The following is a 13,662-nucleotide window of genomic DNA, read 5'->3' as shown; positions in this document are numbered from 1 at the left end:
ACCTGACAAGGGCTGTCGTAAGAGAGTAATCAGTGAGGCAACAATGAATAAAGAAATTCTGTTAGTGGCTGAAGCCGTTTCAAACGAAAAACAGGTTCCAAGAGAAAAAATCTTCGAGGCGTTAGAGTTTGCTATTGCCAGCGCTACCAAAAAGAAAAGTGAAGCCGAGATCGAAGTGCGCGTCAGTATCGACCGCGAAACAGGCAGTTTTGATACTTTTCGTCGTTGGTTAGTGGTTGCAGATGATCACGAACAAGAAAATCCAACGGCTGAAATGTGTTTATCTACTGCTCAAATGGACGAACCAGATAAACAGCTGGGTGAATTCGTTGAAGAGCAAATAGAATCAATCGCATTTGACCGGATCACCACACAAACAGCTAAACAAGTTATTGTTCAAAAAGTACGTGAAGCAGAGCGTGACCAAGTCATAGCAGAATATGAGGACCGAGTTGGCGAATTAGTCACAGGTACCGTTAAAAAAGTTAATCGTGACAACGTCATTATTGATTTAGGAAATAATGCAGAAGGTGTTATTTACCGTGACGATATGTTGCCTCGTGAAACATTCCGTCCCGGTGACCGAGTACGTGGTCTCCTCTACGTTATTCGCCCTGAGGCTCGTGGTGCACAATTATTTATTAGCCGTACTCATCCTGATATGTTGGTTGAGTTGTTCCGCATCGAGGTGCCGGAAATTGCAGAAGAAACGTTAGAAATAAAAGCAGCGGCACGTGATCCAGGCTCAAGAGCTAAAATTGCTGTTAAAACTAACGACAAACGCTTAGACCCAGTAGGCGCATGTGTTGGGATGCGAGGTTCTCGTGTTCAAGCTGTCTCGGGTGAACTAAGTGGTGAGCGGGTTGATATTGTGCTTTGGGACGATAATCCAGCGCAATTCGTAATCAATGCGATGGCTCCAGCTGAAGTTGCTTCTATTGTTGTCGATGAAGACAAACATTCAATGGATGTGGCAGTCGAAGCAGACAACCTAGCACAAGCTATTGGTCGCAGCGGTCAAAACGTTAGATTAGCCAGCCAGTTAACAGGCTGGGAATTAAATGTAATGACAGTAGATGCTTTAAATGCCAAACATGAAGAAGAAAACGCTAAAGTCTTAACTGTATTTACTGCTGGTTTAGACATTGACGAAGACTTTGCTTCTATTTTGGTAGATGAAGGTTTTACGACACTCGAAGAAATAGCCTATGTGCCTATAAACGAATTGCTCGATATAGAGGGATTAGATGAAGAGATGGTTGAAGAGTTGCGTGAACGCGCTCGTGCAACCTTAACGACTCGCGCATTAGCTACTGAAGAAACGCTTGAGGCTGCAGAGCCAAAAGAAGAGCTGTTAAATCTTGAAGGTATGGACAGACACGTTGCCTATACCCTAGCAAGTCGCGGCATTACCGATCTTGAAGGCCTTGCAGAACAAGGCACTGATGAGATTTCAGATATAGAAGAATTAAGCGATAAGAAAGCCGGTGAATTAATAATGGCCGCCCGTAATATCGTTTGGTTTAACGAAGAATAGGTCAACAGGAGGAATTCCCATATGGCAGAAGTATCCATAGAAAAACTTGCCACTGATATAGGCACTTCGGTTGACCGGTTGGTTCAGCAATTTAAAAGTGCAGGCATTGATAAAGCAGCTGGCGGTGAAGTAACAGAAGACGAAAAGCGCATATTGTTAGATTTTTTGAGCAAGCAACATGGCGGTGCTGGATCAGAAGGGCCAAAACGTATGACATTACAGCGCAAGACAACCAGCACATTGAGTGCGGGAAAGTCTAAAGCTGTGACGGTTGAAGTGCGTAAAAAGCGAACTTATGTGAAACGTTCTGATGTTGAAGAAGCAAAAATGGCTGAAGATGAAGTTAAACGTTTAGCTGATGAACAGCAAGCTAGACTTGAAGCTGAACAACAAGCTATTGAAAATGCCAAAAATGCTGCTCTAGAAAAAGCACAAAAAGCAACTGAAGCAAAAGCTAAGGCAGATGCAGAACGTACTGCACGTGCTGAAAAAGCTAAAGAAGTGCGTGCTGCTGAAGAGTCAGCTTTGAGTCCAGAAGAGAAAGCAGAGCAGGAGCGTAATCGTTCTGAGGCTGAAAAACTTCGTAAGGCTCAAGATGAAGAGATTCAACGCAAACTTGAATTAGATGCTAAAAACGCTGCTGAAGAAGCTAAAAAGCTTGCTGAAGAGAACTCACGTCGCTGGAAGGAAGAAGAAGAACGTCGTAAAAAGCAAGAAAAAGAAGAAGTGCATGTGCATTCAAACCGCTACGCGCAAGAAGCTGAAGATGCCGATGATATTAAAACTGAACTTGGCGGCCGTAGACGCAAAAAGTCTAAGAAAAATGCCGGTTCAGATTTAAAACACGCTTTTAATAAACCTGCACAACCTGTCGAGCGTGTTGTTCGTATAGGCGAAACTATTACAGTAAGTGAACTAGGTAGCAAACTTGCTATTAAAGCTACTGAAGTGATTAAAGCCCTAATGAAAATGGGTGAGATGGTTACTATCAACCACGTACTTGACCAAGAAACTGCTGTGTTAGTGGTTGAAGAAATGGGTCATAAATATGAGCTGGTTAATGATAACGCACTTGAAGATGAGCTAATTGCTGAAGCTTCTGGCGGTGAAAAATCTAGTCGTGCACCTGTTGTGACTATAATGGGTCATGTTGACCATGGAAAAACATCGCTACTTGATTATATTCGACGTGCGAAAGTGGCAGATGGTGAAGCCGGTGGTATTACCCAGCACATAGGTGCTTACAGTGTTGAAACAGCCAGCGGACGTATCGCCTTTTTAGATACTCCTGGTCACGCTGCGTTTACTGCTATGCGAGCTCGTGGTGCTGTTGCAACTGATATCGTTATCTTGGTTGTTGCTGCAGATGATGGTGTTATGCCGCAAACTAAAGAAGCAGTACAACATGCAAAAGCTGCTGGTGTACCGTTAATTGTTGCGGTTAACAAAGTTGATAAAGAATCGGCTGACCTAGATAGAGTCAAAACTGAATTGTCACAGATTGAAGTGATTTCAGAAGAGTGGGGCGGTGAGCACCAATTTGTTTATGTCTCAGCTAAAACGGGTCAAGGAGTAGATGAGCTATTGGAAGCCATCAGCCTACAAGCCGAGTTACTTGACTTACAAGCAGTGCCAACTGGTCCTGCAAAAGGTATCGTTATTGAGTCACGCCTAGATAAAGGCCGTGGTCCTGTTGCATCTGTGCTTATCCAAGAAGGTGAGCTTCGTGCTGGTGACATCATGTTATGTGGTGAAGAATACGGACGTATTCGAGCCATGCGTGATGAAAATGGTAAAGACGTAAAAGTTGCCGGTCCATCAACACCAGTAGAAATCCTTGGTTTATCAGGGGTACCTATTGCGGGTGAAAATGCGATTGTGGTGCAAGATGAACGTAAAGCCCGTGAAGTTGCCACTAAACGTCATACTAAACAACGCGAGCTCAAATTAGCTAAACAGCAAAAAGCCAAATTGGAAAATATGTTTGCCAATATGGAAGCTGGCGATGTTAGCGAGTTAAATGTTGTACTTAAGGCTGATGTTCAAGGTTCTGTTCAAGCTATATCTGAATCTTTGACTAAGTTGTCTACTGATGAAGTAAAAGTGAACATTGTTGGTAGTGGTGTAGGTGGTATTACCGAAACTGATGCAAGTTTAGCTGCAGCTTCAGGCGCAATTGTGGTTGGCTTTAACGTTCGAGCTGATGCATCAGCTCGTAAAGTCATCGATACTGAAGAGATTGACTTACGTTATTACAGTATTATTTATCAATTGATTGATGAAGTGAAACAGGCCATGAGTGGTATGTTAGCACCTGAATTCAGACAAGAGATAATCGGTTTAGCTCAAGTACGTGACGTATTTAAATCACCTAAGATTGGTGCAATTGCCGGCTGTATGGTCACAGAGGGTATTGTTAAACGTAGCAGTCCTATCCGTGTTCTACGTGACAATATAGTTATTTATGAAGGTGAACTTGAGTCATTGCGACGCTTCAAAGATGATGCACAAGAAGTCCGAAATGGGGTGGAATGTGGTATCGGAGTGAAGAACTATAATGATGTGAGAGTGGGTGATCAAATCGAAGTATTTGAAACCGTTGAGATTAAGCGCGAACTGTAAGTTTGCATTAAGTTCAATAAGCTTTTAGCTAACAAGAATAAACGGAGGCTACGGCCTCCGTTTTGTTTCTGAAAAGGTATCTTAGGTACCAGGAGAAGTTAATATGGCCAGAGAATTTTCACGTACTGACAGAGTCGGTCAACAAATTCACAAAGAAATCGCCAGTATTTTACAGAATGAATTTAAGAATCGTGATCCTCGCCTTGGCATGGTAACTGTGTCTGGTGTTGAAGTATCGCGGGATTTAGCTCACGCTAAAATTTATGTGACGTTTTTCGAAAATGATGAAGAACAAGTCAAAAATTATTTAACTATTCTTGAAGACAATAAAGGTTTTATCCGAACGTTATTGGCTAATCGGATGCGTATGCGTGCTGTGCCAGCAGTAAAATTTGTCCGCGATGGTTCTTTAGCTGAAGGTATACGTATTGCCAATTTAGTGAGTGACACCTTAAACAAAGATGAAGAACGAGCTAAATTGGCCGGGCGTTCTTTGGATGAGCAAGAGTCTAAAGAAGACGAGCAAAAGTAGTATTTATGGCAAGAACAAGAAAAGGTCGTGCCGTTAACGGCATCATATTATTGAATAAAGGCCTAGGCCTGTCGTCTAATCATGCACTGCAACAAGTTAAACGCATGTTTAATGCCGCGAAAGCAGGGCATACCGGTGCTTTAGATCCACTGGCAACAGGCATGCTTCCAATTTGTTTAGGTGAAGCGACTAAGTTTTCTCAGTTTTTATTGGACACAGATAAAACTTATAAAGTAACAGCTAAGCTTGGAGTGCGCACTACGACTTCAGATGCAGATGGAGAGGTAGTAGAAACTCATCCTGTCAATGTAACTGAAGCACAATTGATTGCTGCCTGTGAGCAGTTTAAAGGGCCCATTAAACAAGTACCCTCTATGTTTTCAGCATTAAAACATCAAGGCAAACCTTTATATTTCTATGCTCGCCAAGGCATTGATATTCCCAGAGAAGCTCGTGACATCACTATATTTAGTCTATCCATTGATAGATTTGAAACGGATGAAGTTGATATGACTGTACATAGCAGTAAAGGTACTTATATTCGTTCCTTAGTGGATGATATTGGTCAGCTTTTAGGCTGTGGTGCTTATGTGAGTAAGTTACACCGTACCCAAGTGACTGATTATCCAGCGGATAAAATGATGACAATGGAGTCATTACAAGCACTCAGGGACCAAATAGATAACGAATCAGCAGATTTATTGGATGACCAAACTTTTACTGCCTTGGATCAATTATTGATGCCTATGGACTCTGCAGTTAAAACCCTTGATTCAGCTAAAGTAGAACAAATTGCTGAAGGTTTTTTCAGAAATGGTAATCCTGTTAACTTTACTGGCTCCACAGAATATCCCCAAGACACATTAATCCGAGTGTATAGCAAGGATAGTGGATTGTTTTTAGGCGTGGGGTTTATTGACTCTGACGGCAAAGTTGCACCAAAACGCTCGGTTGTTTATAGCTAAACATATTAGAACTTGTGTATGTGGCAGTTATAAACTTCTGTCAATATAAGACTTGTTTTTAAGATAGGCATCGCTATAATATGCGCTCTTTTTTGACTCGCTGAATTAGTGATTGGCGGGTTGTATCTTTAAACTCTTATTTATTGGAGAAAATTATGTCACTAAGTACACAAGAAACGGCAACAATCCTTGCTGAGTATGCAGTTAAAGAAGGCGATACAGGTTCTCCTGAAGTTCAAGTTGCTTTATTAACTCACAACATCAACAAGTTGCAAGGTCACTTTAAAGATCATAAGAAAGATCACCACTCTCGTCGTGGTCTTCTTCGCATGGTTAGTACTCGTCGTAAGTTACTTGACTATCTTAAAAGTAAAAACCTTGAACGTTATCAATCTCTTATTAAAAGTTTAGGCCTACGTCGTTAATCGACATATGCTTTGAAAAAAAGACGCGGAAGCGTCTTTTTTTATGCCTGTGAGAAAGTTTCACATTCTGTGAATTAGGTATTAATCAGCGGCTATTCTAGTTGATTTTTTATAAGCGTTTGAATAAATGAATGCATTGCGTTTAACCGCTTCCTTGCGGTTTTTGACTCGAATCCCTTTGACCCAGTTATATTTTTGCTACAGCTAAAAAAGAGTAACTAGAGAAAAGCCGCTCGAGGGCAATGCTCTTCATCCGATTATTTTGTAAGTTAAACAGGTCGTTTGCACTTGGTCCCGGCAAGCGGAAGCCGCACCAACAGACTCAGTTCACAATATAACTGGCGCGCCTTAGTTCAGGGTAGGTCAAGAGCATCTGCTTTGCTGATTAGGCGTTCTGGGTGGATTCGGCAATAACTGGCATGAGGGTCTTGCTAATTGTCAGACATGAAATGTATAACGCTTAATTAATCAAATTGGTATTAGCTTAGTCTTTTGCTTTAATGTTATGCCCCCAGGGCCAATAAGTGCACAGTTTTCTTATAAAGAAAATATTTGTGCTGTGTTTTCACTCATTTAAATTTTTATTTCATCATCGTTTTTTTCAAATTTGTATTCGACAATTTATTATCTGCTAGTGATTGGGCAACATAACCACTAGCTTTAAAATGAAACTCTTACATGCCGCCAGCGGCCATATAAGTACCTTCAAACGTCACTTTACCGCATGAGATTAAGCCAAATATAATTATTGCATAACTAGTTAATATCTTGATCATCAATAACCTACCAGAAAAAAATGTGGCCAATAATAATTTTTTTTTGAGTGTATATTCATAAGTATTCACGCCATAGTGAATAAGAAGGGTAATAACTCTTTACGAAACCCGCAATTAAACTCAATAAAACACTCAATCAGTGTTCTATTAATTTCGCTTAAAAAAATCGATATCCTCACCATCTATTAAACTACCATCTTTTCGAATTGTTAATTCTAGCATTATACTATTATCTGTATTTGACGTGATTTTGTCGCCATAAACCTTATACTTAAAAGTGAGCTCGTTCTGTTTAAATTCGCCAGTGTCATAGAATTTCATCGACAATTTCATTTCATTTTTTGACGCGAAGAACAGATTAACACAGTTGCATATTCTGGATTAAAGGCGGGATCAGGCTTGGAAACATAATTTGACCCAATAATATCATGGGAAAATTCACCAGTGCCGTCCTCTTCAGCTGTTTTACTGTTCTTGACATTTTCTACACCTCCTCCCAAAAGGCTTCCGTCATATTTTAGAGTAAAAATTTCTGTAGTATTGCCTATCCTTATCTCTCAATAAAGTAATTTATGATAAGCAGTTACATAAAATTTGTTACAGCCCATCTAAAGCAATCACTGCCGCGACCTTTGTTGGGTTTATCTCTTCACTTGGATAACAGCCCAATACTTTAAAGTATCGTGTCATGGCCTGTAACTCTTCTAAAGCTTGCTGCATAGGCCCGTCTTGAACATTACCTTCCACATCAAGATAAAACATTTCTTCCCAAGGGTTACCAGTTATAGGCCTAGACTCTAGCTTAGTCATGTTAATTTTGTTGTCTCGAAGTACCATCAGAGCTTCTACTAAAGCTCCGGGTTTTTGTACCGTAGACATCACTAATGTTGTTTTTGCAGGTACCTGTAATGGAACATTGACAGGCTTAAGAGCAACGACAAAAAAGCGACTGTGATTTTCTTTTTGGTTGGCTAAGTTTGATTTAATGGCATGTAAACCATACAAACTACCACCCGTTTCACTGCCCATTGCCGCACTATCATCTCTATTTAGTTCGGCCACTGTCAACATGGCTGCAGAAGTACTATCGCAAGGCTTCACTTCGACATTACCCAGTTCGGCAAGGAAATGGCTACATTGAGCGAAAACTTGTGGATGGGCGTACAAGGTTTTTATTTTGCTGACATCGGTTTCTTGATTAACTAATAAAGCATGTTTGATTGGATGAGTAAGTTCACCAATGATTGAAAGGTGAGTGTGTTGCAGTTGATCGTAAACTTCATTGATACTCCCTGAAGAGGTGTTTTCAATCGGTAATACTGCATAATCAGCTTCGTTAGTCTCTACCTTTTTTATGATTTCTAAAAAGCTTTGGCAGCCTATTTCAATAAGTTTACCTGGACGCCTAGAAAAATATTTTTGTGTGGCTAGATAGCTGTAGGAACCTTTGTCACCCAAAAAAGCCACGCGGTTGACTGTAAGGCTGCCACCAGGGTTGGCCCTTGACGCTAACAATGCTTGTTGGTTCAGTACCGAGTCTTCAATGATGACATGAAATAACTGGGTGACATAATGGGCATCTAGTCCGTGCTTTTTGCCTTCTTTTATCAACCTAATCAACAATTGTTCCTCACGTTTTTGATCACGTACAGGGATATTATTTTTGATCTTTGTTTCAGCGACTTGATTTGTAAATTGCTGCCTTTTGGCTAAAAAAGTCAAAAGGTGCGTGTCAAGTTCGGTGATTTTGACTCTAAGTTTTTCTAATTCTGATGATGACATGATGTCCACTTAGTTGTTTCAAAAAAAACCTCTCGATAGGGAGGTTTAAATATTTGTATTACAGTTAAGAATTTATAAAGCCACTACTTATATGTCAATGTTTTGCTTAAGCACAATTTTTTTGTTTCTTACAAATAATGAATAACGTCTAATTATTTTGTTCATTTTCCTAGTAAGGAGGCTAACATTTTGCGTACTTCATTTACTTCAAAAGGCTTGTCACATAAAGCATTAACACCCGTTTGATGAATATTTGCCATATGCAAACTGGAGCTTGATTCACTGGTAACCATGATAATAGGTATATGTGCAGTTTCAGGATTAAAGCGAATAAATTCGGAAAGTTCTCTGCCATCCATCTCAGGCATATTATAATCAGTTACTACCAAATCAAAGGTATTTTCTTTTAATACAGTGAGTGCTTGTGCGCCGTTTTCGGCTTCAAGAATTTTTTGTAGCCCTAAACCATTTAAGACCCTTCGAATATGATTGCGTGCGAGTTTACTGTCGTCAACCAAAAGTACTCTCACTTCATGTACATCAAATAACTCTAAATCCAGTTCATCTGAGTTGATCAAGTCAAGCGACGCTTTCAATGCTGTTGATAAATTTTCAGGAGAAAAAGGTTTGGGTAAAATAGCTGCCACACCAGATTGTTTAAACTCTTCAAGTTTCTCGACCCGATTTTCGCTGGAAACCAGCATAAATGCGGTTGAGGCAAGTGACTCATCATTTTTAATTTGTTTAATGATGTCTAGTCCGGTACCGTCTTCGAAGTACATCGCACTGACAACCAAGTCTGCACCGTGTTTAGTAATCGCATCAATGGCTTGCGCAACGCTACCTACAGCTTCTACGTGATGAATATCAGCTGCGGCTAATTGCTTAATGATAATTTTACGTTGTGTATCAGAGGGTTCAACTAATATGATACTAACTTCTGACAAAGCGAGACGGTGCATTGTTACTCCTCATTTCTATTGCTATTAACCACCTGCTAATTTTACATTATGGCCTAGTTGCTCGAGTGTTGCTTTGATTTTATCGCGGTTGTCACCTTGAATTTCAATTATCCCACTTTTTAATGCTCCACCTGTTCCGCACAATTTTTTTAATTGGCTGCATAAGTCTTTTAACTCTTTCTCAGGTAAGTCCAACCCCGTTACTGTTGTCATACCTTTGCCTTTACGGCCTTTAGTTTCGCGGCGGATACGCACTACACCATCTGTTACTATTGAGGGTTTACGTTGTTCTTTATTTTGAATTCGGCCAGTTTGTGTACTGTACACTAATCTATTTTCACTCATTTTAAGCTGTACCATATTGATGCCGAGCAATTAAGACGCTTATTCTAATAAAAAAAAGTGATTTTTTGTAGGCAAAGATGCAAAACTATTATTTAATAACATCATCTTAGAATGAGATGCTCTAATACATTTTTTTTCTTGTTGGGGAAATACATGAATTTAGATAGAGAGTTTTCTGAAGATGGTAAAGAATTAACTATTTATTTAGAAGAAAAATTCGACTTCGGCAAAGTTCAAGACTTTCGCTTAGCTTATTCAGAAGGTACCGCTGCAGTAAATAGCATTATTATTAATTTACAAAAAACTGAATACATGGATAGTTCTGCTTTAGGTATGTTGTTGAACATGCAAAAAAATTTACAAGATTCTGTGAATTCATTTAAAATTACATATTGCCGCCCGCAGGTTTTAAAAATACTGCAGATTGCCCGTTTTGGCAAAAAATTCGATATTAAATAGTCAATCGTAACTTATATGTGCGTATTCTAGTTGTTGATGACGACACGCTTAATCGTTTTTTGCTAGTACATATGCTCGAGCAACAGGGGTATATGGATACTTTTGAAGCCGAGGATGGGGCGGTGGCGATTGAATTGGCTAAACGTATCAATCCTGAGCTTGTATTGCTTGATGTTGTAATGCCATGTATGGGCGGTTACAAGGTCGCCACAAGACTAAAAAAGTTAGCTGGTGATATTTACTTACCTATTATTTTTATTACCGCTCTTGAAGATGATAAGTCACTCGCTAGATGCTTAGAGGTAGGTGGAGATGATTTTGCTACTAAACCTTTCGATAAAGTTATCTTGGCTGCAAAAATCCGAGCTCATGCTCGTACTCGGTTATTAAATAAGAAAGCTTATGAGCAAAATAAACAACTTTCTTTTTATCGAAACTCTATGGAGCGCGAGAATAAAATTGTTGATCATATTTTTGCCAATGCGCTTTCCGTTAAGAAATCATTCACTCCATACCTCGATTACAGCTTGAACCCCGCTAGTGATTTTAATGGTGACTTACTTTTAGCCAGTGAAAGTCCCACCGGCGGAATGTACTTTTTAATCGGTGATTTTACGGGCCATTGTCAGCTTCGGCTATTGGTGCGCTACCAGTATCACAAGCCTTCCATACGATTTCCAATAAAGGACTTTCTTTAATGGAAATGGCTGAAACCATTAACCAAACTTTGCTGATGTTGCTTCCTGACGATATGTTTTTTGCTTCGGCAATTGTTGAGATCAACAACACCGGAAAGCAATTAGATATTTGGAATGGTGGGATGCCTAGCTTATTATTACAAGATCGTAATGGAAAAATAGTCAAGTGTTTTGCTTCACGACATATGTCTCTGGGGATATTGGAAAAGCATGAGTTTGTATCAGATGTCGAGCGTTATACAATGCAATTTGGTGACAGGCTGGTGGCTTATAGCGATGGTATTGTCGAACTTGAAAATGAACAACGTAAAATGCTGGGTGATGAGGGTATTGAAAAGTGGTTAAACAACCAACCTGATATCAGTGTTGCGGGTGTTGTCAGTAAAGCTACAGAATATCTTGGCTCAATGCAGCGCAACGACGATATTACAGTCATCATTTTTACCAGTCAGCCATTTAAACCGGTTGAAAAAAAGGGGCATGCTTCGAAGGTTCCTATTAAAATTGTGATTGAACTGAACGCCGAGCATATTAAGTCTGCTGATCCTGTGGTTGATTTAGTCAATGTAGTGACCAACCAGCTGAGCTTATATGAAATTCACTCAGAACTCTTTACGGTGTTGAGTGAGCTATACAACAATTACCTAGAGCATGGCATACTAGAACTTGATTCACGATTAAAACAATCTGATGACGGTTTTTTTGAGTATTTTCGTCGCGAGAAAAGAGGCTTTCGGCATTACAGAGCGCCAGAATTGTTATTTCTGCAGAGTCTCGACCTCATGAAAACGCTCTGGCAATCAGAATTAAAGATTCAGGCAAAGGCTTTGAACAGGGACATATATCAAAACTGGAAGATGTTGAAAAAAGTTACGGACGTGGCATTTCGCTGGTAAAAGAGTTGTGCGAATCAGTTGAGTACACGAACAAAGGCAATACAGTAGATGTCATTTTTAAAATTTAAATAAGTTGTGAATAGAGCTATGAATAAAGGTGTAAATAAATTGGGAAAAATTAATATACGGGTTGCTAAGCTCCAAGATGTATCGTCGTTGGTGAAGTTTAATCAACTAATGGCTTGGGAAACCGAACAAAAAAAGTTAGACGAGGACACTTTATCTAAGGGTGTGTCAGCTTTAATTATTGATGATACTAAAGGTTTTTATTTGGTTGCTGAACAAAATGATGAAGTGGTGGGTAGTTTAATGGTAACCACTGAGTGGAGTGATTGGCGCAATGCTGTTTTTTGGTGGGTTCAAAGTGTCTATATTACACCAGACTTTAGGCGCCAAGGTATTTATGCACAGTTGTATGCCCAAGTTAAAGCGTTGGCTGAGCAACAACAGAATGTATGTGGTTTTAGGTTATACGTAGAAAAAGAAAACCTAATCGCCCAGAAAACGTATGAGTCTTTGGGTATGCATCCAACCCATTATTTGATGTACGAAGAATAAGAAATTGCTATTGAGAATAATTATCAATTAGATTAACATCCAGTTTCTATCTTTGCATTTGCCTTTATAAAGTAGGAATACCTTTGAAAAATATCAATTTCTGTATGCTTGTTATCACCACTATGCTGTCTACATCCATTATGGCAGAACAAGTAAACTTGTATTCAGCGCGCAAAGAAGCGTTAATAAAACCGTTGTTAGATAAATTTACTCAACAAACGGGCATTACAGTCAATTTAGTCACTGGCAAGGCGGATAACCTTATCACTCGTTTAAAGAGTGAAGGCAAATATAGCCCTGCAGATTTATTATTAACAACAGATGTAGGTCGTTTATATCGTGCTAAAGAACAAGGGTTAACACAGGCTATATCAGTGTCCCCCGCAATTGCTGCATTGCCTAATAACTTTCGTGACGAGCAGGGGCATTGGTTAGGATTATCATTACGGGCTAGGCCAATGATGGTGTCAGTTGATAGAGTTAATACCCAAACTATTGCCAACGTAGAAGACTTAATTAGCCCAGAATGGAAAGGGCGGGTGTGTATTCGCAGTTCTAGCAATATTTATAATCAATCTATGGTGGCAGCATTAATCGCGCAGTTAGGCGAGTCTGCTGCTCAGGAATGGGTGAATGGTTTGGTTAATAATTTTGCTCGCCCTCCACAAGGTGGGGACAGAGACCAGATTAAAGCCGTAGCAGCAGGCCTTTGTGATGTCGCTATTGCTAACACTTATTACCTTGCAGGAATGTTGAGTTCTGAAGATAAAACAACCCAGCAGCAAGCTAAAAAAGTAAAAGTTATTTGGCCAAATCAAGCTGGCCGTGGCACTCACATCAATATATCTGGCGTAGCTTTAGCAAAAAGTGCCCCAAACAAGGACGCAGCGCTCAAGTTAATCGATTTTTTACTCAGTAATGAGTCACAACTATGGTACGCCACTACCAACCACGAATACCCCATTTTAGCTAATATTGCTTGGAGTGATCTACTTGAGTCTTTCGGCACATTCAAGACTGAACAAGTTCCCCTAGGTCAACTAGGTGAGTTAAATGCAGCAGCGGTTAAGATGATGGATCGTGCCGGGTGGAAGTGAGCCTAAAA

The 13,662-nt window shown here is 39.8% G+C and carries 13 protein-coding genes and 1 pseudogene; 11 read left to right on the top strand and 3 right to left on the bottom strand.

Going from position 1 to position 13,662, the window contains the following annotated elements; translation table 11 throughout:
- Positions 1–43: 43 nt before the first annotated feature.
- The 5 genes from nusA (at position 44) to rpsO (ending at position 6,081) form a co-directional block, all read left to right on the top strand.
- Entirely contained in the window at positions 44–1,537 is a 1,494-nt protein-coding gene (gene nusA / locus C427_RS14035) for a transcription termination factor NusA (RefSeq protein WP_007638788.1), read from the top strand.
- A 21-nt stretch (positions 1,538–1,558) separates the two neighbouring features.
- Positions 1,559–4,159, top strand: coding sequence for a translation initiation factor IF-2 (gene infB, locus C427_RS14030; protein ID WP_007638786.1), 2,601 nt, complete (start codon positions 1,559–1,561; stop codon positions 4,157–4,159).
- A 103-nt stretch (positions 4,160–4,262) separates the two neighbouring features.
- Complete coding sequence (gene rbfA, locus C427_RS14025; RefSeq protein ID WP_007638784.1) at positions 4,263–4,691, top strand: 30S ribosome-binding factor RbfA; 429 nt, start codon at positions 4,263–4,265, stop codon at positions 4,689–4,691.
- A gap of 5 nt (positions 4,692–4,696) precedes the next feature.
- Positions 4,697–5,656, top strand: a complete 960-nt coding sequence (truB, locus tag C427_RS14020; protein ID WP_007638783.1) for a tRNA pseudouridine(55) synthase TruB — start codon at positions 4,697–4,699, stop codon at positions 5,654–5,656.
- A gap of 155 nt (positions 5,657–5,811) precedes the next feature.
- Positions 5,812–6,081 carry a 30S ribosomal protein S15 gene (rpsO, locus tag C427_RS14015; RefSeq protein ID WP_007638781.1) on the top strand — a complete coding sequence of 90 codons (270 nt, stop codon included), beginning with the start codon at positions 5,812–5,814 and terminating at the stop codon, positions 6,079–6,081.
- 1,373 nt (positions 6,082–7,454) lie between these two features.
- Here the strand turns inward: rpsO and pheA are convergent.
- The 3 genes from pheA to C427_RS14000 form a co-directional block, all read right to left on the bottom strand.
- Positions 7,455–8,639: a prephenate dehydratase gene (gene pheA / locus C427_RS14010; RefSeq protein WP_007638772.1), complete on the bottom strand. Its 1,185-nt coding sequence runs from the start codon at positions 8,637–8,639 to the stop codon at positions 7,455–7,457.
- Positions 8,640–8,800: 161 nt separating this feature from the next.
- A complete protein-coding gene (locus C427_RS14005) occupies positions 8,801–9,601 on the bottom strand; it encodes a response regulator (RefSeq protein WP_007638769.1) in 801 nt (266 codons plus the stop codon).
- Between the two features lie 24 nt (positions 9,602–9,625).
- Complete coding sequence (locus C427_RS14000; protein ID WP_007638757.1) at positions 9,626–9,946, bottom strand: SUI1 family translation initiation factor; 321 nt, start codon at positions 9,944–9,946, stop codon at positions 9,626–9,628.
- A 153-nt stretch (positions 9,947–10,099) separates the two neighbouring features.
- Here C427_RS14000 and C427_RS13995 point away from each other — a divergent pair, with 153 nt between their 5' ends.
- The 6 genes and pseudogenes from C427_RS13995 (at position 10,100) to C427_RS13980 (ending at position 13,654) form a co-directional block, all read left to right on the top strand.
- Positions 10,100–10,405, top strand: coding sequence for an STAS domain-containing protein (locus C427_RS13995; RefSeq protein ID WP_007638755.1), 306 nt, complete (start codon positions 10,100–10,102; stop codon positions 10,403–10,405).
- 17 nt (positions 10,406–10,422) lie between these two features.
- The gene (locus tag C427_RS27600) at positions 10,423–11,103 is read left to right on the top strand and encodes a response regulator (RefSeq protein ID WP_015430972.1); all 681 of its coding nucleotides are present in this window, start codon (positions 10,423–10,425) and stop codon (positions 11,101–11,103) included.
- Positions 11,028–11,486 (top strand): annotated as a pseudogene (locus tag C427_RS27595) (PP2C family protein-serine/threonine phosphatase); the annotation flags it as partial. The gene C427_RS27600 and the pseudogene C427_RS27595, both read left to right, overlap by 76 nt.
- A gap of 371 nt (positions 11,487–11,857) precedes the next feature.
- A complete protein-coding gene (locus tag C427_RS27590; protein WP_226991174.1) occupies positions 11,858–12,067 on the top strand; it encodes an ATP-binding protein in 210 nt (69 codons plus the stop codon).
- Positions 12,068–12,086: 19 nt separating this feature from the next.
- Positions 12,087–12,557, top strand: coding sequence for a GNAT family N-acetyltransferase (locus tag C427_RS13985; protein WP_007638753.1), 471 nt, complete (start codon positions 12,087–12,089; stop codon positions 12,555–12,557).
- An 83-nt stretch (positions 12,558–12,640) separates the two neighbouring features.
- Positions 12,641–13,654: a Fe(3+) ABC transporter substrate-binding protein gene (locus tag C427_RS13980; protein ID WP_007638751.1), complete on the top strand. Its 1,014-nt coding sequence runs from the start codon at positions 12,641–12,643 to the stop codon at positions 13,652–13,654.
- Positions 13,655–13,662 lie beyond the last annotated feature (8 nt).

Source organism: Paraglaciecola psychrophila 170 (assembly GCF_000347635.1).
Classification (GTDB): domain Bacteria; phylum Pseudomonadota; class Gammaproteobacteria; order Enterobacterales; family Alteromonadaceae; genus Paraglaciecola; species Paraglaciecola psychrophila.
This window is presented reverse-complemented; position numbering and strand designations above follow the sequence as displayed.

Coding starts and splice junctions, on each gene's coding strand:
- rbfA (WP_007638784.1), top strand. CDS start 4,263: ATGGCCAGAGAATTTTCACGTACTGACAGAGTCGGTCAACAAATTCAC.
- infB (WP_007638786.1), top strand. CDS start 1,559: ATGGCAGAAGTATCCATAGAAAAACTTGCCACTGATATAGGCACTTCG.
- pheA (WP_007638772.1), bottom strand. CDS start 8,639: ATGTCATCATCAGAATTAGAAAAACTTAGAGTCAAAATCACCGAACTT.
- rpsO (WP_007638781.1), top strand. CDS start 5,812: ATGTCACTAAGTACACAAGAAACGGCAACAATCCTTGCTGAGTATGCA.
- nusA (WP_007638788.1), top strand. CDS start 44: ATGAATAAAGAAATTCTGTTAGTGGCTGAAGCCGTTTCAAACGAAAAA.
- C427_RS14005 (WP_007638769.1), bottom strand. CDS start 9,601: ATGCACCGTCTCGCTTTGTCAGAAGTTAGTATCATATTAGTTGAACCC.
- C427_RS13995 (WP_007638755.1), top strand. CDS start 10,100: ATGAATTTAGATAGAGAGTTTTCTGAAGATGGTAAAGAATTAACTATT.
- C427_RS13985 (WP_007638753.1), top strand. CDS start 12,087: ATGAATAAAGGTGTAAATAAATTGGGAAAAATTAATATACGGGTTGCT.
- C427_RS14000 (WP_007638757.1), bottom strand. CDS start 9,946: ATGAGTGAAAATAGATTAGTGTACAGTACACAAACTGGCCGAATTCAA.
- truB (WP_007638783.1), top strand. CDS start 4,697: ATGGCAAGAACAAGAAAAGGTCGTGCCGTTAACGGCATCATATTATTG.